The organism is Variovorax sp. PCZ-1, from assembly GCF_018413605.1.
Classification (GTDB): domain Bacteria; phylum Pseudomonadota; class Gammaproteobacteria; order Burkholderiales; family Burkholderiaceae_C; genus JANMDU01.
This window is the reverse complement of record NZ_JAHCDN010000001.1, coordinates 1,738,651-1,759,008: the sequence shown is the minus strand read 5'-3', so window position 1 is coordinate 1,759,008 and position 20,358 is coordinate 1,738,651. Positions and strand designations below refer to the sequence as shown.

General features: G+C 53.1%; 18 protein-coding genes. 9 read left to right on the top strand and 9 right to left on the bottom strand.

Features of this window, described 5'->3' with window-relative positions:
* Positions 1-68 precede the first annotated feature (68 nt).
* The 4 genes from KIH26_RS08480 to KIH26_RS08465 form a co-directional block, all read right to left on the bottom strand.
* Entirely contained in the window at positions 69-1,574 is a 1,506-nt protein-coding gene (locus KIH26_RS08480) for a ShlB/FhaC/HecB family hemolysin secretion/activation protein (protein WP_213444033.1), read from the bottom strand.
* Positions 1,575-2,128: 554 nt separating this feature from the next.
* A complete protein-coding gene (locus tag KIH26_RS08475) occupies positions 2,129-2,572 on the bottom strand; it encodes a sirohydrochlorin chelatase (protein ID WP_213444032.1) in 444 nt (147 codons plus the stop codon).
* A 2-nt stretch (positions 2,573-2,574) separates the two neighbouring features.
* Entirely contained in the window at positions 2,575-3,735 is a 1,161-nt protein-coding gene (gene lptG, locus KIH26_RS08470) for an LPS export ABC transporter permease LptG (RefSeq protein ID WP_213444030.1), read from the bottom strand.
* Positions 3,736-3,739: 4 nt separating this feature from the next.
* Positions 3,740-4,903, bottom strand: coding sequence for an LPS export ABC transporter permease LptF (locus tag KIH26_RS08465; protein WP_213444029.1), 1,164 nt, complete (start codon positions 4,901-4,903; stop codon positions 3,740-3,742).
* A gap of 56 nt (positions 4,904-4,959) precedes the next feature.
* Between KIH26_RS08465 and KIH26_RS08460 the strand changes: the two genes are divergently transcribed.
* From KIH26_RS08460 to KIH26_RS08445, 4 genes are all read left to right on the top strand, one after another.
* Positions 4,960-6,513: a leucyl aminopeptidase gene (locus KIH26_RS08460; RefSeq protein ID WP_213444028.1), complete on the top strand. Its 1,554-nt coding sequence runs from the start codon at positions 4,960-4,962 to the stop codon at positions 6,511-6,513.
* Positions 6,514-6,521: 8 nt separating this feature from the next.
* Complete coding sequence (locus KIH26_RS08455) at positions 6,522-6,953, top strand: DNA polymerase III subunit chi (protein ID WP_213444027.1); 432 nt, start codon at positions 6,522-6,524, stop codon at positions 6,951-6,953.
* Positions 6,954-6,959: 6 nt separating this feature from the next.
* Positions 6,960-7,301 carry a hypothetical protein gene (locus KIH26_RS08450; RefSeq protein WP_213444025.1) on the top strand — a complete coding sequence of 114 codons (342 nt, stop codon included), beginning with the start codon at positions 6,960-6,962 and terminating at the stop codon, positions 7,299-7,301.
* A gap of 116 nt (positions 7,302-7,417) precedes the next feature.
* Positions 7,418-8,629, top strand: coding sequence for a branched-chain amino acid ABC transporter substrate-binding protein (locus KIH26_RS08445; protein ID WP_213444024.1), 1,212 nt, complete (start codon positions 7,418-7,420; stop codon positions 8,627-8,629).
* Positions 8,630-8,743: 114 nt separating this feature from the next.
* Here the strand turns inward: KIH26_RS08445 and KIH26_RS08440 are convergent, their stop codons facing one another.
* Positions 8,744-9,220, bottom strand: a complete 477-nt coding sequence (locus tag KIH26_RS08440; RefSeq protein WP_503005103.1) for a DUF192 domain-containing protein — start codon at positions 9,218-9,220, stop codon at positions 8,744-8,746.
* A 111-nt stretch (positions 9,221-9,331) separates the two neighbouring features.
* Positions 9,332-9,586 carry a hypothetical protein gene (locus KIH26_RS08435; protein ID WP_213444022.1) on the bottom strand — a complete coding sequence of 85 codons (255 nt, stop codon included), beginning with the start codon at positions 9,584-9,586 and terminating at the stop codon, positions 9,332-9,334.
* A gap of 214 nt (positions 9,587-9,800) precedes the next feature.
* On the opposite strand from KIH26_RS08435, the gene icd reads away from it, so the two are divergent.
* Entirely contained in the window at positions 9,801-11,054 is a 1,254-nt protein-coding gene (gene icd / locus KIH26_RS08430) for an NADP-dependent isocitrate dehydrogenase (protein ID WP_213444020.1), read from the top strand.
* 121 nt (positions 11,055-11,175) lie between these two features.
* On the top strand, positions 11,176-12,237 hold the full coding sequence (gene nagZ, locus KIH26_RS08425; RefSeq protein ID WP_213444018.1) for a beta-N-acetylhexosaminidase: 1,062 nt from the start codon (positions 11,176-11,178) through the stop codon (positions 12,235-12,237).
* Here the strand turns inward: nagZ and KIH26_RS08420 are convergent.
* The 3 genes from KIH26_RS08420 to KIH26_RS08410 all read right to left on the bottom strand — a co-directional run bounded on the left by KIH26_RS08420 (position 12,234) and on the right by KIH26_RS08410 (position 16,129).
* On the bottom strand, positions 12,234-12,875 hold the full coding sequence (locus KIH26_RS08420; protein ID WP_213444017.1) for a TfoX/Sxy family DNA transformation protein: 642 nt from the start codon (positions 12,873-12,875) through the stop codon (positions 12,234-12,236). The genes nagZ and KIH26_RS08420 overlap by 4 nt on opposite strands.
* 10 nt (positions 12,876-12,885) lie before the next feature.
* On the bottom strand, positions 12,886-13,464 hold the full coding sequence (locus tag KIH26_RS08415; RefSeq protein WP_213444016.1) for a DUF1439 domain-containing protein: 579 nt from the start codon (positions 13,462-13,464) through the stop codon (positions 12,886-12,888).
* 112 nt (positions 13,465-13,576) lie between these two features.
* Positions 13,577-16,129, bottom strand: a complete 2,553-nt coding sequence (locus KIH26_RS08410) for a sodium-translocating pyrophosphatase (RefSeq protein WP_213444015.1) — start codon at positions 16,127-16,129, stop codon at positions 13,577-13,579.
* 214 nt (positions 16,130-16,343) lie between these two features.
* Here KIH26_RS08410 and ppa point away from each other — a divergent pair, with 214 nt between their 5' ends.
* The 3 genes from ppa (at position 16,344) to rpoD (ending at position 20,043) form a co-directional block, all read left to right on the top strand.
* Positions 16,344-16,880, top strand: a complete 537-nt coding sequence (gene ppa, locus KIH26_RS08405) for an inorganic diphosphatase (protein WP_213444013.1) — start codon at positions 16,344-16,346, stop codon at positions 16,878-16,880.
* Between the two features lie 48 nt (positions 16,881-16,928).
* Positions 16,929-17,516 (top strand): lysophospholipid acyltransferase family protein, encoded by a 588-nt coding sequence (locus KIH26_RS08400; protein ID WP_213444011.1) that lies wholly within the window; start codon positions 16,929-16,931, stop codon positions 17,514-17,516.
* Positions 17,517-17,784: 268 nt separating this feature from the next.
* Positions 17,785-20,043, top strand: coding sequence for an RNA polymerase sigma factor RpoD (gene rpoD / locus KIH26_RS08395; protein ID WP_213444010.1), 2,259 nt, complete (start codon positions 17,785-17,787; stop codon positions 20,041-20,043).
* The last annotated feature ends 315 nt before the right edge of the window (positions 20,044-20,358 follow it).

The following is a 20,358-nucleotide window of genomic DNA, read 5'->3' as shown; positions in this document are numbered from 1 at the left end:
TCACGTTGTTTTGGTTCATAAGATCAAATTCAGTTACTTTTGTTTGATTTAAGAACACGTTATCCAGATCAAAATTTCCAGGCTGCGCTTAGCCAAGCCTGAGTTTGCCCATCACGGCGACCTTCGTTGTTGTTGCCAGATGTGTCGACGCCACGGTTGTTTCCAATCGGCTTTGCAATCTGCAAGACCAGGCTTGTGCTTGCACTGTCATAGCGCACGCCCACGCCTGCTCCAGCGAGCGTATAAGTGTTGTCTTTTTGATTCATCATGGCCAAGACTGGGGCCACGTTGCGGCTGTAACGTCGCACACCACCTGCATCCACAAAAGCGGCCAGTGATAAGCCCTGTGCAGCTTCAATGGCGTAACGCAGCTCAGTCGATAAAAGCCAACCAGTATCACCTACGCCTTCACCAGAAGGGTAGGCGCGAACGCCATCTGCTCCGCCTAAAGCAATGCGCTCCGAGCCGTCTAAGTTACGTCCTAGATTAAGCTGTCCACGAGTTTGAAGCAGCCATAGCCAAGAGTGCGTGAGATTCAAGGATTGATAAAAACCACCCGTGAGCTTGCTGAAACTGCCTTGTATTTGTGTCGTTGCGTTCTGTGCGAGATCACCCGCATTGTTCTGTAAGTCCGCTCGACCTGCTCGCAGACTTGTATTCCAACTGCGGAATGTACCGACGGTGGTGTAGCCACGGATACCTGCGCTGAGTGCATCGATTTGCCGATTGCTTTGTTCAATACCGTTACGCTCACTCTTGAGGCGGCGCGAATCTAAAGCCGCATAGAGCGCTGAGTTCTCACCACGTTTGAGATTGAGCTGATATGCAGCGTCAAATCCAAAGGATTGAGCAGCGCCTTTGAATGTGATTCCAGCAGCCTGGCAACACAATTCATATTCGAGCACGGAAAGTGACACACCCATCGACAAGCGCGGTGTCAGTGGGAAGCGGTATCCGGCCTGAGCATATGTCAGCGGTGTCCCAGCGCTCAACACAGTCAGACTGAGCTGATCACCTGAGTTGAATGGCTCGTTGATGAGCATTTGACCTATCAAACGTGTGCTACCCGTGTAGCGATTTCCGGAGGTGTCGATCGTTGCACTGCCCTGAACTTTGGGTGCGGGTGCATAGCGCACGGTGACGTTTGATGCATCTCCTTGCGTAGGTGGAATAATCTCCGCCGAAGCGCGACCGCGCCCTGGAAGATCGTTGACCAGGAGCAAAATTTGCTCTAGCGCATTCACATTGAGTGCTTGCTGTGGTGTCAGTGTCTCTTGAATGCTGCGCTGGACCAAGCTTGGTGTCCGTTCACCAATGACTTGCACGCCCGCAAGACGATCCTCTCGTACAGTGATCACAACGATGCCATCGTTGATCGATTGAGGCAGGATCAAAGCTTGAACCAATGTATACCCCGCTGTCCGATAGGCTTGCGTCACTGCATCTGCCGCTTGCTGCATTTGCGATGTTGTTAAGCTGCGGCCCGCAAAGGGTGCAACCACCGTTTGCAAACGCGTTGTTGCCAGCAAGCTAGAGCCTTCAATCCTGAACTCTCGCACATCGATTTGTTGCATTGCTTCTGGGAGCGTTGGATTAGCTTGCGGACTGACCCTTTGCTGCAAGTTAGGCAAGGGTTGCTGTCTATCGTTGGGCAGGCGTGGTTGCACGGACTCGAGCACGCGGCCGGTATCGACGTTTTGGGCCCAAACAGACGATCCGCTTGACGCCAATCCACCCGATACGATTAACAAACCAATGGATAACTTCATATATTTACTAGCAAAGTATTAGTTCAATGCAATATTGTGAGTTGCACATGATGACTAATTCTTTGCATTAATTCACAATCCAGCGCATTCACTGGTAAGAGAAATCAATAGATTGCTACCAAACTACCGCAATTCGTAATAAAGAATGTCTGGTGTTGCAACGCGTGACCTAAGTGGGTGCTCATTGGGCTGAGCGCAGCGCCTCAGGAGAGCCGGTGCGGGCGGTATCGAAGAGCCATCAATCACAGACCAAGCATGGGCTGTAAGGCCAACAATTCTTGACTTGTCCGCAATCGCTAGGCGTCTCAGCCGCTGGCTAGGTTTGAAAAACCGCAGAAAGAGAATAGGCGCTCGATAACTTAAGCACCCAAAGCGATCTGCGCTAACAAAGCAGTCACTCGCTCATCTTCCCCAACAGTGGCTGAAATTTCGAATTGAACCTGGGTATGCGATGAGCGTAATTGGGCTGCCAGCTCGGGCAAGTCTTCACGTGCATGTTTACCCATCCCTAAAAACATAGGGATGATTCGTATTTTTAAGGGTTTTAGGCCAGTCGCCGGCTTAGAGTCTGCGCAGGCAGCTATTGAATTGATAGCAATCTGTAATTTGCTAATCATCTGTGCTGCTGCATCTGGCAGGCTGGGTTCGCACAACTCCAAGTAGGCGCAGGTCACTGGCAGGTGCGGGCTGTCGGTGCGAATACGTGCAGCCACAGCTTCAATCGGACCCCGCCAGAGTGGATCTCTCGAGCCGTGGGCGAATAAGATGATGCCATTGGGGGAGTGTGTTGCGGTCGTTGTCATCGCTATTGCCGTAAAACCAGCCAAGTGAAGGCACTGAGAGATGCCAGTGAATAGATCAAGCCTGGCGCTGCAGCGGTGATCCAGGGTGTCCAGTCGTTCAAATTACCGATGTAGCCAAAAACATTGTTGAGTAGGAAGAAGCTGATGCCGATCATCACGCCAGCAAATACATAGCCGCTGATCGCGCCGCTTCTGAAATGTAGGTAAGCAAAGGGCAGGGCGAGAACAACCATCACGAGGCAACTGAGCGGATAAAACACCTTACGCCAGAACTCGATTTCATAGCGTTGCGAGGTTTGATTGTTGGTCTGCAAATGGCGGATGTATTGAAAGAGGTCGAGTGTGCCCATACGCTCGGGCTTGAGCAATGCCACGGAAACCATTTCAGCGCTGATACCAGTAGGCCAGCGCCACTCAGGTAAGAGTTTGCTGCGCTCCACGCGGGCTGCTTCCTCCAGAGCTTTGGGCTTGTTGATGCTCAAGCTTGGCGTGACGAATGCAGTGGTATCGGGAATGAAGAACTCTTGACGCTGAACATCTTTGAGTAGCCAAGCTTCATCTTCAAAAGTGCCGCGCTGCGCTTGTACCGTGGCCAAAATTTGGCCTTTGGAATTGAATTCATAGACTTTTACGTTGCGCATGCTGCCATCGCCGTCGAGCGCACCCACGTTGACTGCGTAACTGGAAAATTGCTGGCGATCTTTGAGCCATGCACCAGTTTGCCCCAGGCTGATCTGCCCCATGAATTTAGATTTCAACAGTTGCGCAGCGCGTGTGGCCTGCGGAGCGATGTAGTCGCCTAAAGCAAAAGTGAGCAGGGTGAAGGCCACGCCCATCCAGAGCAGGGTTTTAAGTGCGCGCCAAGGCCCCATACCACTGGTGCGAAGAATCGTGAATTCTGAGCTCTGCGCAAAACGTGCCATCACGAAAATGCACCCAATCAGAACAGCAATGGGCAGCAATTCGTAGAGCCGACTCGGTGCCCACAGAAAAGTGTAGAGTGCGGCGTGAATTAAGCCATAGGGGCTACTTGGATTGCCCTTACCGATATCGCCGAGCTCCTCGACCAAATCGAAAAATGAAAACAACGTGAGGAAAGCCAGCGCCACGAAACCTACGGAGATCCAGATTTCGCGGTGCAGCAGGCGTCGGATGGTTTGCATAGTGTCAGAGCGCAGATGTAGGTGGAGTGCGGCGGGGGAGCAGCATCCGCCATGACCATTGGTTATGCCGTAGTGCCATCCATCCCACAGTGAGCGCAAAGACACTGCCATGCAAAGCAATCATCCATACTGCAAAGTCGGTGCGACCGCTGGCAATCCGCGAGAAGCCCACGTTGAGCATGTTGTAGTACACAACGAAGGCCAGCAGAGCAAAGGCGATGCCAAAGCCTCGGCCTGCGCGTGGATTCACAGCTGAGAGCAAGAGAGCGAGCAGCAGCAGATTGAATGCGCATAGCGCTAGCCCCAAGCGCCAGCTCAGTTCAGCCAAATTTAAAGCGGTAGGCTTGGTCAGTAAATCCAGTGTGTCCAATGATTTCGCAGTAGGCTCACGCGCACCTGTGAGCTTGGCAGCATTAGCGAGCACGGCGTATTCTTCAAACTCAATCACCTTGACTTGGCTGCCGTCTTTGTTTTGCTCCATACGCTGGCCGTTTTTCAGCACAATAAATTGATCTTGGTTAACGATGTCTACAGCGCCGCTGCGAGCAGAGGTGATGATTTGTTTTTGATCATCTGACTCCGATACGAAGATATTGCGTGCTTGGCGCTTGAGTATTTCAGCTTGTGTATCCGTTACCGCCTGTGACGATGGGTTGACTTGACCGTTTTCACGGTCAGTTGCTTCTACAAAAAAAACACGAGAGCCTGATGCGTTTTCTTGGAACTGACCAATCGAGACTCGATCCAAATCACCGCGCTGCTCATATTGGCTGCGAAGTTGATTGGTTTGTTGTGCAGTCCAAGGCCAAACCACCAAAGCCAGCGAAGCAATTGCCAGCAATATGGGCCATGCAAAGCGCATCACTGGACTGATGAATCCTGTGAGTCCTTTGCCAGAAGCAAACCATACAGCCATTTCCGATTCGCGATACATGCGTGCGAGTGTGTTCGTGACGGCAATAAACAGCGAGAGCGTCATGATGGTTGATAAATGCCCCAAGCCCGAATAGCCCATGAGCATGATCACATCGCGCGGATTCACGCTGCCCTTGGCAGCCAGGCCGAGCGATCGAATCAACATCATGCTCATGACCACGGTGATCAAGACTACCAAAGTCGCCACAAAGCTGCGAGCGAGTTCTTGGCGAATAGAAGAATGGAATAACATCGAGGCTGCTGAAAAAAGTATTTCTTCACGAGCGTACACCGCCCGGAGCCCCTATTATGAACTTTGAACTTAAGAATTTGTCTTGGGAAGCATGTGAGCAGACTATTTGCGATGTGCTGATTCTGTTGGTGCCTGCCAGCTCTAAGCCAGCTAAGCCTACCAAGGCCAACGACGTGCCCACGAAGTCGGTCAAAAGCCTGCCCGCATTGAAGCGGCTCATGCTGGCAGCTTTAGAACAGGATGATTTGGATACCTCCGCTGGCAAGCTGCTGAGCTGCTACCGCTCAACAGGCATCGCCGCCCGACAAGTGATTTTGGTAGGGGCTGGACAAGCAAATGAGAAAGATGTTGCGCGTGCTTGTGCAGCAGCGTTTGCCGCCTGCAAAATCCCCGGCGCGGTCAAATCGGCTCATGTCATGCTTTGCTTGGCGCAGATCAATGGTCTGTCTGGTGCATCGCTGCAAGCGGCCATGCAAGCTGCTGCTGCCTCAAGCTATGTTTATACGCATACCAAACCGAAGGCTGAAGCGCGCAAGCTTCAATTGGTCAGCATCAATCTGGGAAGTCAAGCCCAAGTCCAAGCCATGAGTCCTGAATTACAGCAAGGGCGAGCCTTGATCGAGGGCGTAGAGCTTGCCAAAGAATGGGGCAATCGCCCAGCAAATCACGCTACGCCAACCCTTCTGGCTAAAGCAGCTCAAGCCATTGCCGCTGGCAAATCGCCTGTGAGCTGCGAAATCCTGGGGCCGAAAGAGGTGGCTAAGCTCAAGATGGGCTCTTTCATGGCTGTGGCACAGGGTTCAGAGCAGCCTTTGCGCTTCATCGTGCTGCGCTATTTTGGTGCAGCCAAAACAGTTCAACCCACGGTGCTGGTGGGCAAAGGCATCACCTTCGACACAGGCGGTATCTCCATCAAGCCTGCTGCCGAGATGGATGAGATGAAATTTGACATGTGCGGCGCGGCCAGTGTGCTCGGCGTGTTCAAGGCTTTGTCTGTGCTCAAACCCAAGATTAACGTGGTTGGCCTCATTCCCAGTTGCGAAAACATGCCCTCGCACAACGCAGTCAAGCCCGGCGATGTGGTCACCAGCATGAGCGGCCAGACCATTGAAATTTTGAACACCGATGCCGAAGGACGCTTGATTTTGTGCGATGCGCTCACTTACGCCGAACGCTTCAAGCCCGCGGCAGTGGTGGACATTGCCACACTGACTGGCGCATGCGTGGTGGCGCTGGGTGCTGTGCGCAGTGGCTTGTTTAGCGCAGATGATGATCTCGCTGCGCAACTCCTTAGGGCAGGAGAGGCCTCGCAAGATCTGGCTTGGCGCATGCCTCTGGATGATGATTACGCCGAAGGCCTCAAAACCAATTTCGCTGACGTGGCCAATGTGGCTGGCCGTATGGGCGGCGCGATCACGGCAGCTAAGTTCTTGCAGCGCTTTGCAAGCCAATATCCATGGGCGCATCTGGATATTGCAGGCACAGCTTGGAAGAGCGGTGCGGCCAAAGGCTCCACGGGCAGACCTGTGCCCTTGCTCATGAAATTCCTCTTGAATTTTGAGCAAAAGCAGGCTGTAGCCGGCAAAAAATCTGCGCGAAGTGCTGCATAATTTATAGCATGACGAGTGTTGCCTTTCACTTTAACGCGCCCGGCAAACTCGCCTACGCTTGCCGTCTGCTGCGCAAAGCTGCGGCTAGCGGCAGCACGGTGGCCGTGTTGGCAGACGACACTCTTCTTGCCAAACTCGATGAACTGTTGTGGAGCTTCAGTGCCCTGGACTTCGTGCCGCACGGGCGAGTACAGCATCTGGCTGAACCAACGCGTCAGCACACGCCAATTTGGTTATGTGATACGGCCGAACAAGGTCAGGGCAGGCAGGTTTTGGTGAATCTCATGCATTCTGTGCCCGCTGGATTTGAAGGCTTTGGCCGTGTCATTGAAGTGGTGAGCCAAGATGAGGCAGATAAGCAAAGCGCCAGATTAAGATGGAAGCACTACAGCGAGCGTGGCATCCAGATAGTGCGACACGATCTCAATCTTGTGGCTTAAATTCCTATGCAGAAATCCCCGCCCCGTTTTGTACCAACACTAACGCAAGTCATCTCTGCAGCGCAGCGCGAGGCAGCACCAGTCGTACCTTCGGTTGCACCTGCAAACTTAGAGTTGAGTACAGAGCAAATTTCACAACAACTAAGACAGCAGTTACTTTTACGTGCGCGGCAATACATGGATATCGAGCTGCAGCGTCGTATTCGCGAGACGGTCTCACAGCTCGCCTTAGAGGCAGCACACAAGTTATTTGAGGAGTTGCAGCCCCAACTTGAAGCGACCATTGCACAGGTTGTCGAGGAGGCGGTAGCGCAAGCAGTTGCCCATGCTGCCGCGAATGCACCATAAGCGATCTCAATACTGGCATGGTGAAAATACTAAGAGCGTGTATCCAAAAGAATAGACAAAGTTCCGTTTTTTAGGGTATCTTCTCGGTTTCGCTCATTAACTTGGAGAATCGCTCGATGAAGCAAACCTTGAAACTGTCGGCAACCGCCGCCGCCATCGCCCTGACCCTGATTGCCTGCGGCAAGAAGGAAGAGCCAAAAGCACCAGCCGCTGCAGCTCCTGCCGCAGCACCAGCTCCTGCACCAGCAGCTGACGCAACTGTGATCAAAATTGGTCACGTAGGTCCAGTCAGTGGCGCAATCGCTCACCTCGGCAAAGACAATGAGCTTGGCGCTCGCATGGCGATTGCTGATCTGAACGCTCAAGGCCTGAAGATCGGTGGCAAGCCAGCCAAATTTGAATTGGTTGCTGAAGATGACGGCGCTGATCCAAAGCAAGGCACTGCAGCCGCTCAAAAGCTCGTTGACAGCAAAGTTAACGGCGTGATCGGTCACCTGAACTCTGGCACCTCCATTCCTGCCTCCGCGATTTACAGCGCTGCTGGTATCCCACAAATCTCCCCATCGGCTACGAACCCCAAGTTCACACGTCAAGGCTTCAAGACCACCTTCCGCGTGGTGGCTGACGGCGTTCATCTCGGTGGCACGCTCGGCAAATACGCTGTGACCACCTTGAAGGGCAAGAGCATCGCAGTGATCGACGACCGTACTGCATACGGCCAAGGCGTGGCAGAAGAGTTCAAGAAAGCCGTTGAAGCTGCTGGCTCCAAAACTGTTGCTCACGAATTCACCACAGACAAGTCCACCGACTTCATGGCCATCTTGACTTCGATCAAGGCCAAGAAGCCAGACGTGATTTTCTTCGGCGGCATGGACGCTGTTGCCGGCCCCATGATGAAACAGATCAAGCAGCTGGGCCTCAAAGTTAAGTTCCTCGGTGGCGACGGCATCTGCTCTTCTGAGTTGGCCAAGCTCGCTGGCGACGCCATGGCTGACGACCAAGTTGTTTGCGCAGAAGCAGGCGGCGTGGAAGGCGAAGGCAAGGCAGCCATGGAGAAATTCAAGGCTGACTTCAAAGCTAAGAACAACGCTGAAGTTCAGGTGTATGCACCTTACGTGTATGATGCTGTGAACGTGATGGCTGCTGCCATGGTCAAGGCTGATTCTGCTGATCCAGCTAAATACCTGCCTGTGCTCGCTGCTACCGCTGATTACAAAGGCGTGACTGGCGTGATCGCTTTTGACGAAAAAGGCGACATCAAGAACGGCGCTTTGACCCTGTACACCTACAAGGCAGGTAAGCGCGAGCAAATCGCCGTGGTGCGTTAATTTTTAGTTAACTCTAAGAAGACAATTTCCACACTCGAATTTAAGGGAGCCGAAAGGCTCCCTTTTTTCTTTTCTTTTGGATTTTTCGCCTGTGTTAGAAACACTTAGGCGTGATTAGCGGCTCGTAATACCCGTGATCTTCGCACCTGATCGAATATTCTTCTTTGCAAACCAACCTTGATTCATCTCCAGCACATAACGCACTGGCTTGGCGGAGCAATGCGGATTCAAGGTTTGCGGCTTCATATCGACTAAATTCACAATCGTGCCATCGTCATCCACAAAGGCGGCAGTCAATGGGATCAGGGTGTTTTTCATCCAAAAGCATTGCTGGTTTGGTTGCTCGAAAACAAACAGCATCCCTTCGTGAGCCGGCATAGTTTTGCGCCACATCAGGCCAATCTGCCTTTGCTCCGGTGTGATCGCCACTTGTGCGTCAATGCGATGCATACCTGCGCCCAACACCACGCGCTTTAAATTCATTTGTGGCTCTTCCTGTGCCCAAATACTTGGCGAACACAGCGAAAAAGCGCAAGCAATGAGGGCGAGCCGAATCTGAGAAGAAGTGGATGAAGGTAATTTACGCATCATTCAATTGTCCGATAAAACTCAAATCTAGAAAGATGTGAAATCCAATGTCCCATAAAAATTGCCCGTTGGCAATACTGCGCAACGGGCAATTGGGGAAAGAGTTAACCTAAATTAGGCTTTCTTTTCCATCTTAGCTTTTTTAGCAGCTTTCTTAGCAGCTTTCTTCTCTGCCTTAGCAGCAGCTTTCTCTTCTTTCTTCACTTCTGGCTTGGCAGCAGCGGCTGGTGCGGCGGCGGCAGCTGGTGCAGCGGCTGCAGGAGCAGCAGCGGCTGGCTTAGCAGCAGGAGCGGCAGCAGGAGCAGCAGCTTGTGCGAAAGCGCCAACAGCGAAGAGGCCAGCAACCATAGCAGCGATGAGTTTAGACATGTTAATTTCCTTAATTTAGCTAAATACCTCCCACCTCGGGAGTAGTCGTACAACGGGTGTGCTTTACGCAGGGTTGACACAAGTTCGATAAAAATTTGTAGCTAAAATGCTAGGGTTTACCCAAAATGCTTTCTGAACAGAAGGCAAATCGGAAAACTCTTTTTGGCGGCTGCTTGCTCAGCTGCCCCTCTAACAATTCGGAGATGATTTCCTCATGTATCAGCACATTAAAGTGCCCGCCGCTGGCCAAAAAATCACAGTCAACAAAGACTATTCCCTCAATGTGCCAGATGAGCCGATCATCCCCTACATCGAAGGCGATGGAACAGGCCTAGACATCACTCCTGTGATGCTCAAAGTGGTCGATGCTGCTGTTGCAAAAGCCTACGGTGGCAAGAAAAAAATCCACTGGATGGAAGTGTTTGCGGGCGAGAAATCAACCAAGGTTTATGGCCCTGATGTGTGGTTGCCAGAGGAAACGCTACATGCCGTGAAAGATTACGTGGTCTCCATCAAAGGCCCACTCACGACTCCCGTAGGCGGCGGTATCCGCAGCTTGAACGTGGCTCTGCGCCAAGAGTTGGATCTGTATGTTTGCCTACGCCCGATCCAGTATTTCAAAGGCGTGCCTTCTCCTGTGAAAGAGCCAGAGAAAACCAATATGGTGATCTTCCGCGAAAACAGTGAAGACATCTACGCTGGTATCGAGTTTGAATCTGGAAGTGACAAAGCCAAGAAAATCATCAAATTCCTGCAAGACGAAATGGGCGTGAAGAAAATTCGCTTCCCAGGCACTTCTGGCATCGGTATCAAGCCCGTGTCCAGCGAAGGCACAGAGCGTTTGGTGCGCAAAGCAATTCAATACGCGATTGACAATGACAAACCCAGCGTGACCATCGTTCACAAAGGTAACATCATGAAGTTCACTGAAGGTGGTTTCCGTGATTGGGCATATGCACTCGCACAAAAAGAATTTGGCGCAGAACTGATTGACGGCGGCCCATGGTGCCAGTTCAAGAATCCTAAGACCGGCAAAAACATCGTCGTCAAAGACAGCATTGCTGATGCATTCTTGCAGCAAATCTTGCTCCGCCCCGCTGAATACAGCGTGATTGCTACGCTGAACTTGAATGGCGACTACGTATCTGACGCGCTCGCTGCTCAAGTGGGCGGTATTGGTATCGCACCTGGTGCGAACCTTTCAGACAGCATCGCGATGTTTGAAGCAACTCACGGTACAGCACCGAAATATGCAGGCAAAGATTATGTGAATCCAGGTTCAGAAATTTTGTCTGCAGAAATGATGCTCCGCCATATGGGTTGGAAGGAAGCGGCTGATCTGATTATTTCCTCCATGGAGAAATCGATTGCAAGCAAGAAAGTAACGTACGATTTTGCTCGCTTGATGGAAGGTGCAACTCAAGTGTCCTGCTCTGGCTTTGGCCAAGTGATGATCGACAACATGTGATTGACTATCGAGTAAAGCATTGAAAAACCGCTCCTTGGAGCGGTTTTTTTCTGGAGGTCTCTGCGGATGAGACCTCGCATAAAATTTATGCAAACTGCAATCAAATTCATAAAGTGCATATATGACCCAACATGCTCCTATCGTTCTCGATGTCGCCGGCATCACGCTCACCCAGCTGGATAAAAAGCGTCTGGCGCACCCATTGACAGGCGGCGTGATCTTGTTTGCGCGCAATTGGCAAGACCGTAGCCAACTCACGTATTTGTGTGCTGAGATCAAAGCCATTCGGAGTGATTTACTGATTTTGGTAGACCATGAAGGCGGGCGGGTGCAGCGCTTCAAGACGGATGGTTTCACGCATTTGCCACCGATGCGCGCTCTGGGTGATTTGTGGATGAAGGATGCGCTTCAAGCCACGCATGCAGCTACTGCCGCTGGCTACATCTTGGCTGCTGAGTTACGCGCTTGCGGTGTAGATATGAGCTTCACGCCTGTACTGGACTTGGATTACGGTGGCAGCTCGGTGATTGGTGATCGGGCTTTTCATCGAGATCCGCGCGTGGCGACGCTTCTGGCGAAAAGCTTGATGCACGGTTTGCTGCTAGCAGGCATGAGTAGCTGCGGCAAGCATTTTCCAGGGCATGGTTTTGTGAAGGCCGATTCGCATACCGAAATTCCGGTGGACAAGCGCAGCCTGAAAGCGATTCTTGCTGACGATGCTGCGCCTTACAAATGGCTCTCTGCGGGCATGCAATCAGTCATGCCGGCGCATGTGATTTATCCGAAAGTGGATAGCCGCCCCGCAGGTTTTTCCAAACGCTGGCTGCAAGAGATATTGCGAGGTGATTTTGGCTTCACGGGTGCGATCTTCAGCGACGATTTGTCGATGGAAGGCGCGCGTTTGATTGACGATAAGCGTGTCAGCTATACCGAAGCAGCCATTGTGGCTTTGAACGCAGGCTGCGATATGGTGCTGCTGTGCAACCAAAGCGTGGGCGACGAGGGCAGGGCAGTGGATGAGTTGCTCGATGGCTTAGAGGCTGCGGAGGCTAAGCGCCAATTCACACCGAGCGAGATGAGCGAGCAGCGCCGCTTGAATTTGCTGCCGCAAACTGCGCCTATGCCTTGGGATGAGTTGATGATTTCGCCCGCTTACATGCAGGCACTCAATCAACTACCTTAAAGTAAACCCATATCATCTAGGCGCATCAGGATTTCGCTACGTCGATCTTTGGCGATGTCGCGCCAATCGGTGTTTCCTACAGCGCCGATCATCGCGTAAAGTAAATTCAGGCTGGTGCGCGGGTGCTTCGCCTTGATGCGCTCATAGAGCTTGAATAGATTGGCCTTGCGTAGTTTGGCCGGTGTATTGATACCGGCTTCGACCAACAGTTCTACCGATTTAGAACCCAAACCACGCAACTCAGACAAAGCTGGCTCCGTGCCTTGGCTCGTGATCTGGCGTGCATGCTCCGGCGGGCGCGTGGTACGTGAGGGCTTGGCGCTTTTTACAGCTGCTTGATCCCACTCAAAGCACAGTGCAGGCCAATCTGCCACGTGCAAAGACTTCACCGCCACACCATCATCCGCTAAACGTTGGACTTGCCAGTCTTTCACTTCGCCCTTTGAACCACAAATACGATGCAATGCATGCTTTTCGCGTTGCGTATCATCCAAGCGTGAAACGATATAAGCCACATGCCGCGCCGGCACATCAATCACTTGCCCGAGTAGCTGCGCTGATGTGATGCGCCCGCGAGGAATCACCGCAGCTAGGCGCAACACATCAGCTTCAATTCGGGCAAAAGCGTTTGAGGCCATCTTGTGTTGTTTACTTCTTCTCGATCGGATCAAGCGTGATCGCCAAGCCTGTAGCACCGATCTTGAATGCGCCGGGCTTGTAGCCCCAGCCTTTCGCAGCTTCCATGTCTTGTGCGCTCACTTTGTAGAGCGGGTAATCAGAGAGCAGCTTTTGCGCGAGCGCCACGCCTAGGCGTGAGATGGGGCGCTCCATCAGCTCGGGTGCGCCATCTACCTTGAGCTTGTTCAACTTCACATCGGTCATGCGTACAGAATTATCGCTGGGCTCAAAGCGCAGGCCGTAGCTCAGATCAATGCCGCCTTTGTATTCGCGTTTGGTGAGCAAGCCGACGATGCCGCTGCCTACTACATTCAGATCGAGTGAGGTATTGATGCGATTGTTGGCCGCATCGAAGCTGATCTTGGGTGAACTCACGCCTACGTCAAGCACATCCAGCATCTTGCTGTTGAAGGGAAACTGCCCGCTGATGAGCTGCATCAGGCGCTCTTGGGATATGTTGAGCGTCTTGGGTTGAGGGCGCAGGGCTGCGCATCCAATCAGGCTCGTGGCCATCAGTGCAAGGCTGGCAGAGAGGAGGATGCGGCGCACGATGTGTTCCTTTTGAGGCTGATGGATCAGAATTTAACGCAAAGCCAAGAAAAAAGACCACAAAAAAGCCGCTGATTTTTATCAGCGGCTTTGAGGCTTAAGTTAAAACCGTTTAGATCATGAACACTTCCACACGGCGGCCCTCTGCCGCATTGGTAGAGCCTTCTTTGATATCGTTCGGGCGCACGAGCACGATTTGGTCTTCTTTCACGCCAGAGACCTTCAGCAGCTCGCGCACAGCGAAGGCGCGTTGCTTGGCCAGCTCAGCGTTCTTCGCTGCGTCGCCACTTGGATCGACATAGCCGCTGATACCAACTTTCTTACCTGTCTTGGCAGCAGCAAGAATGGTCTCCAAAGCTTTCGCACCGTCTTGTGCCAGCTCTGCTTTACCAGGAGCAAAGTAGAACTTCACGACACTGCCATCCACCTTCACGCTTGCGCCATCTGCTGCGGGTGCAGCAGGGGTGGGTGCTGGAGCAGCAGCAGGAGTAGCTGCTGGGGCTGGAGCAGCAGGTGCAGCAGCCACCACAGCCGCTGCCGCAGCAACAGGAGCCGCCGCAGCCGCCACAGGTGCTGGCGCAGGCTTGCCATGGATCGACATCATCAAAGGCACGATCAGCAGAGCCACGATGTTGATGATCTTGATCAGTGGGTTCACAGCAGGGCCGGCGGTGTCTTTGTACGGATCACCCACGGTGTCGCCGGTCACAGCAGCTTTGTGTGTGTCGCCACCCTTTTTATGAGTCACGCCGTCTTTGTCCACGAAGTTGTCTTCGATGAGTTTCTTCGCGTTGTCCCAAGCGCCGCCGCCGGTACACATCGAGATCGCCACGAACAAGCCGGTCACGATCGTGCCCATGAGCAAGCCGCCCAGAGCTGCGGGGCCAAGCACCAAGCCAACAACGATTGGCACGATCACTGGCAAGAGTGATGGGATCATCATTTCTTTGATCGCAGCCGTGGTGAGCATGTCCACAGCAGCGCTGTAATCGGGCTTGCGTTTGCCCGCCATGATTTCGCCATCTTGGAACTGGCGACGCACTTCCACCACCACCGAGCCCGCAGCGCGGCCCACGGCCTCCATCGCCATCGCGCCGAAGAGGTAAGGAATCAAGCCACCGATGAAGAGGCCGATGATCACCATGGGGTTGGAGAGATCAAAGCTGATGACCTTGCCATAAGCTTCGAGCTTGTGGGTGTAGTCGGCAAAAAGAACCAAAGCGGCGAGACCAGCAGAGCCAATTGCGTAGCCTTTGGTCACAGCCTTGGTGGTGTTGCCCACGGCATCGAGTGGGTCAGTCACATCGCGCACAGAAGAGGGCAACTCGGCCATCTCTGCAATGCCGCCAGCGTTGTCGGTGATCGGGCCGTAAGCATCCAGCGCCACGACGATACCTGCCATGGAGAGCATGGACGTTGCTGCGATGGCGATGCCATACAAACCAGCCAGTGCATAAGCCGCATAGATCGCCATGCAAACGAAGATCACAGGCCAAGCGGTGGAGCGCATAGAAACGCCAAGGCCTGCAATGATGTTTGTGCCGTGGCCGGTGGTCGAGGCTTGAGCGATGTGCTTCACTGGCGAATATTGCGTGCCAGTGTAAAACTCAGTGATCCACACGAGCACGCCCGTGAGAATCAAGCCGACTGCGCAAGCGCCGAAGAGCGCCAAGCGTGTACCGCTGGCTTTGATTGCGTTATCAGGCATGATCATCCATGTGACTGCTGCAAACGCTACTAGTGACAAAACGCCAGCCACAGCCAAGCCTTTGTAAAGAGCCGGCATCACATTCTTCATGCCAGGCGCAGCCTTAACGAAGAAGCAGCCGATGATCGAGGCAATGATCGACACAGCGCCGAGCATCATGGGGTAAATCACAGCGGCAGTGCCAGCGCTAGACACGAGCAATGCACCCAGCACCATGGTCGCAATCAGCGTCACAGCATAGGTCTCAAACAAGTCTGCAGCCATACCAGCGCAGTCACCCACGTTGTCGCCCACGTTATCGGCAATCACTGCTGGGTTGCGTGGATCATCTTCTGGGATACCCGCTTCAACCTTACCCACGAGGTCAGCACCGACGTCTGCACCTTTGGTGAAGATACCGCCACCCAAACGAGCGAAGATGGAAATCAGCGATGAACCGAAGGCAAATCCAATCAGTGGATTGAGCATCTTGGCAAGATTTTTATCGGGTGTCATTGCGCCATTGCCGACCAAGAACCAATAAAACACTGCCACGCCGAGAAGGCCCAAACCCACCACAAGCATGCCCGTGATCGCGCCGCCACGGAAGGCGACGTCAAGCGCAGGGCCGATGCCTTTGGTAGCGGCCTGCGCTGTGCGCACGTTCGCGCGCACCGACACATTCATACCGATGAAGCCGCAAGCGCCCGAGAGTACTGCGCCCACCACAAAGCCGACTGCGGACATGCCATCCAAAAACAAGCCAATCAATATCGCCAGCACGATGCCGACGACGGTGATGGTTTTGTATTGGCGCGCCAGATAAGCGGCCGCGCCGGTTTGGATCGCCGCTGCAATTTCTTGCATGCGGGCATTGCCTGCGTCTTGGGAAAGGATCCAGCTGCGTGCCCAAACGCCGTAGACCACGGCGGCCAGACCGCAAAGAAGCACGATGATGAGTGCTGTATTGCCTGTCATATGTCTAATCTCCAATTTGGTTTTACGTAGAAGGATCAACGCTGGCGTTGATCCCGCAGCGTTGCTTCCTCATCCACTCCATATTCGGGAGACAATTGGCCAACACGCGGAATTTAGCGTGAAAACGTGACCGAATCGTGTTTTTGAAGGCTCGGTGTCAGTAAAATCAGGGTTAATACTGGTTTTGTTTTGTATATTTATTTAAGAGACCCCTATGTCCCTCGACCACGTGCCACCTGGCAAAAATGCCCCCGAAGAATTCAACGTCATCATCGAAATCCCGATGAACGCTGACCCGATCAAATATGAGGTCGACAAAGAATCTGGCGCGATCTTCGTGGATCGCTTTATGAGCACCGCGATGCACTACCCCACGAACTACGGTTACATCCCCAAGACGCTCAGCGGCGATGGCGACCCAGTGGACGTGCTCGTGATCACGCCTGTGCCCTTGATTCCTGGCGTGGTCATCACCTGCCGCGCTATTGGCATTTTGAAAATGCAAGACGAAGCTGGCGAAGATGGCAAGCTACTCGCCGTACCCATCGATAAAAAATGCAGCCTCTACACGCAGTGGCGCAAACCTGAAGATTTGAATCCGCTGCGCCTGAAAACCATCAGCCACTTCTTTGAGCACTACAAAGATTTAGAAGAGGGCAAATGGGTGAAGGTGCTCGGCTGGGAAGGCGTCGATGCCGCCCACAAAGAAATCACCGACGGCATGGCCAATTACGCCGCCTCCAACAAATAACCCGCCCAACACCCAACATGGATCGGTGAGTCACCGAACCTCACCTCCATGCACCGCACCATCTTCACCGCGCCCGTGGTCAACACCCTGCTGCGCGCAGGATCGATTGCCTTCCTCAAGCTCACGGGTTGGAAAGTGGAGGGGAGTTTGCCGCCCGAAGCCAGTAAATCTGTCTTCATCGCCGCACCTCACACCAGCAACTGGGATCTGCCCTACACACTCATGGTGGCCTTTGCACTGCGCCTGAATGTGTATTGGATGGGCAAGAGCAGTATCTTCAAATGGCCTTTTGGCCCTGTGATGCGTTGGCTGGGTGGCATTGCTGTCAACCGCGAGCAATCGACCAACTTGGTGGCTGCTTCTGCGCAAGCGATTACGAATGCAGATGGGCCGTTGCAGCTGATCGTGCCGCCAGAGGGCACACGTAGCAAAGCGACCTATTGGAAAACTGGCTTCTACTACATCGCCCTCACTGCCAAAGTACCTATCGTGATGGCTTATATGGACTATTCTCAGAAGCGCAGCGGTCTAGGAACATTGTTTTATCCAAGCGGAAACATTGAAGAAGACATGGTTGCGATCAAAGCGTTTTATGCGCCCTTTAAAGGAAAAAACGCATCGCAATTTGAAGCCTGATCTTGTCGAACAGGGTGCCCCTACTGGGCATGCGATTGAGCTTCTTGGTATAATCCATGTAACAGCAACGCAAGCGCGACAGCAACACCTCCGTAGGCATTCGGGAATTTTCCCACTGACCACCAGCGTCAACGCCTCACACGCAAGGACTGCACACCAAATGTTCGCCCATCCATCTTGTGTTGTTCCCTACTGCAATTCGCTTGGCTAAGGCTCTGACTCGCTTTGGTTCGGCATTTGCGCTTGAATTCTTTCCATAGGTGTTTGCATGCCCAATAAAACCCCAGCCAAGCCAGCCGCAAAAGTGGCCGTGAAAGCCGCTCCCGTTGTCGTCAAGGCGGGAGCTAAGCCAGCCACTAAAGCCGCAGCAGCCAAAGAAGAGCCGAAAAAAACCACGGTGAAGCCTGCGCCAGCCAAGCCCGCTGCCAAGGCGGCTCTTGAAAAACCAAAAGGCGCTAAACGCGGCCCGAAGCCGAAAGGCAGTATCAACACCGAAGACGATATCGAAATTGAAGCGCTGATTGACGATACGCCTGAACCGGTCGTCGTCGCGCTGGATGAAAACGGCGAAAAAATCAAACCGCTTCGCATGAAGCTCTCCAAGGCGAAAGAGCGCGCCTTGATGAAAGAATTTGGCCTCGATGAGACGGTGCTCTCCGAGGAAGATTTGGCCAAGCGTCGTGTGCGCCTGAAAGCCCTGATCAAGCTCGGCAAAACGCGCGGCTTCTTGACACACTCCGAAATCAACGACCATTTGCCCGATAAGCTGGTGGATGCTGAAACGCTAGAAGTGGTGTATTCATTGCTCAACGACATGGGCATTGCCGTCTACGAGCAAACGCCCGATGCGGAAACCCTGCTGCTTAACAACAACGCGCCTACCGCTGCTAGCGAAGAAGAAGCTGAAGAAGAAGCCGAAGCGGCGCTGTCCACCGTGGACTCCGAATTCGGCCGTACGACCGATCCGGTGCGTATGTATATGCGTGAGATGGGCACGGTGGAGTTGCTCACGCGCGAGGGCGAGATTGAGATTGCCAAGCGCATCGAAGGCGGCCTGAACGCGATGATGGAAGCCATCTCGCACAGCCCTGCCACGATCCAAGAAATCTTCAACATGATGACCGAAGTGCAGGAAAAGAAAGTCCTGATCTCGGCCGTGGTGGATGGTTTCTCCAACCCTGATGCAGCGGATGACTTCGTTGCGGAAGAGGATTTTGACGAATACGACGACAGCGATGGCGATGACGAAGCCAAAGCCAACAAGGCGATGACCAAGCGCTTGGAAGAGCTGCAGCTTGAAGCCTATCGTCGTCTCGACATCATTCGTGGCCACTTTGAAAAGCTGCACAAGAGCTACGACAAAGAAGGCTACGGAACACCTGCTTATCACAAAGCGCAAAAAGCCGTGACGGATGAGCTCATGCTGATTCGCTTTACCGCCAAAACGATTGAGCGCCTGTGCGAAATGGTGCGCGGCCAAGTGGCAGATGTGCGCAAAGTTGAGCGTGAGCTGCGCAAGATCATTGTGGAGAAATGCGGCTACCCACAAGACAAATTTGCCGAAGAATTCTCTGGCAAAGACAAGATGGGCAAGAAGGTCACGAGCCATTTGCTCGATCTTAAATGGATCGAGACGCAGGCCAAGGCTGGCAAAAGCTGGTCCGCCACCATGGGCCGCTATATTCCGCCTGTGCAAGAGCTGCAAAACAAACTCATCAGCTTGCAATCACGCGTGGTTGTGCCGCTGGAAGATTTGAAAGACATCAACAAGCGCATGAACGATGGCGAGCGCAATTCTCGCCACGCGAAGAAAGAGATGATCGAGGCGAACTTGCGTCTCGTGATCTCGATTGCGAAGAAATATACGAATCGCGGCTTGCAGTTCTTGGATCTCATCCAAGAGGGCAACATCGGTTTGATGAAAGCGGTGGACAAATTCGAATACCGCCGTGGCTACAAATTCTCCACGTACGCCACCTGGTGGATTCGCCAGGCCATCACGCGAAGCATCGCCGATCAAGCGCGCACGATTCGCATCCCGGTGCACATGATCGAGACGATCAACAAGATGAACCGCATCTCGCGCCAGCACTTGCAAGAGTTCGGTTTCGAGCCCGATGCCGCCTTGCTTGCTGAGAAGATGGAAATTGCGGAAGACAAGATCCGCAAGATCATGAAAATCGCCAAAGAGCCCATCTCGATGGAAACGCCGATTGGTGACGATGACGACAGCCACTTGGGCGACTTCATCGAAGACAGCGCCAACACCGCGCCTCTGGAAGCCGCCATGCAAGCAGGCTTGCGCGATGTGGTGAAAGACATTCTCGACAGCCTCACGCCCCGCGAAGCCAAAGTGCTGCGTATGCGCTTCGGTATCGAGATGAGCACGGATCACACCTTGGAAGAGGTGGGCAAGCAGTTCGACGTCACGCGCGAGCGCATCCGCCAAATCGAAGCCAAGGCGCTGCGCAAGCTCAAGCATCCATCTCGCTCGGATAAGCTGCGTAGCTTTGTGGACAACCAGTAATCTGGCTCTCCCCATCCCGTTCGGGCTGAGCTTCGCCTGTCCTTAGCTTGTCGAAGGATCGAAGCTCTTTCGCACCAACCGCCTCAGTTAACTCTGAGGCGGTTTTTTCTTTGTATTTTTATGATGAAAAAGGCTAATAGTCGACGTATTTACTGCGCAGAGTGCTATTCAATTCATAGTATTTAAAATTAGGCGCAGCTCCCGGTTATGACGCGGGTTGAGCAGGTTCATGCAATCCGTGCATGAAAATGGCTTTGTAAATCAAGGGTTAACCCTTAATATCTGTTCATCGAGTTTTTACGCAAGCTGATCCGC

Excerpts from the sequence above, each read along its gene's own strand:
- ppa (WP_213444013.1), top strand. The coding sequence starts at position 16,344 with ATGTCCCTCGACCACGTGCCACCTGGCAAAAATGCCCCCGAAGAATTC.
- rpoD (WP_213444010.1), top strand. The coding sequence starts at position 17,785 with ATGCCCAATAAAACCCCAGCCAAGCCAGCCGCAAAAGTGGCCGTGAAA.
- KIH26_RS08450 (WP_213444025.1), top strand. The coding sequence starts at position 6,960 with ATGCAGAAATCCCCGCCCCGTTTTGTACCAACACTAACGCAAGTCATC.
- KIH26_RS08480 (WP_213444033.1), bottom strand. The coding sequence starts at position 1,574 with ATGCAACAAATCGATGTGCGAGAGTTCAGGATTGAAGGCTCTAGCTTG.
- KIH26_RS08410 (WP_213444015.1), bottom strand. The coding sequence starts at position 16,129 with ATGACAGGCAATACAGCACTCATCATCGTGCTTCTTTGCGGTCTGGCC.
- KIH26_RS08465 (WP_213444029.1), bottom strand. The coding sequence starts at position 4,903 with ATGTTATTCCATTCTTCTATTCGCCAAGAACTCGCTCGCAGCTTTGTG.
- icd (WP_213444020.1), top strand. The coding sequence starts at position 9,801 with ATGTATCAGCACATTAAAGTGCCCGCCGCTGGCCAAAAAATCACAGTC.
- KIH26_RS08400 (WP_213444011.1), top strand. The coding sequence starts at position 16,929 with ATGCACCGCACCATCTTCACCGCGCCCGTGGTCAACACCCTGCTGCGC.
- KIH26_RS08435 (WP_213444022.1), bottom strand. The coding sequence starts at position 9,586 with ATGTCTAAACTCATCGCTGCTATGGTTGCTGGCCTCTTCGCTGTTGGC.
- lptG (WP_213444030.1), bottom strand. The coding sequence starts at position 3,735 with ATGCAAACCATCCGACGCCTGCTGCACCGCGAAATCTGGATCTCCGTA.
- KIH26_RS08460 (WP_213444028.1), top strand. The coding sequence starts at position 4,960 with ATGAACTTTGAACTTAAGAATTTGTCTTGGGAAGCATGTGAGCAGACT.
- KIH26_RS08420 (WP_213444017.1), bottom strand. The coding sequence starts at position 12,875 with ATGGCCTCAAACGCTTTTGCCCGAATTGAAGCTGATGTGTTGCGCCTA.
- KIH26_RS08455 (WP_213444027.1), top strand. The coding sequence starts at position 6,522 with ATGACGAGTGTTGCCTTTCACTTTAACGCGCCCGGCAAACTCGCCTAC.
- nagZ (WP_213444018.1), top strand. The coding sequence starts at position 11,176 with ATGACCCAACATGCTCCTATCGTTCTCGATGTCGCCGGCATCACGCTC.
- KIH26_RS08440 (WP_503005103.1), bottom strand. The coding sequence starts at position 9,220 with ATGATGCGTAAATTACCTTCATCCACTTCTTCTCAGATTCGGCTCGCC.
- KIH26_RS08475 (WP_213444032.1), bottom strand. The coding sequence starts at position 2,572 with ATGACAACGACCGCAACACACTCCCCCAATGGCATCATCTTATTCGCC.
- KIH26_RS08445 (WP_213444024.1), top strand. The coding sequence starts at position 7,418 with ATGAAGCAAACCTTGAAACTGTCGGCAACCGCCGCCGCCATCGCCCTG.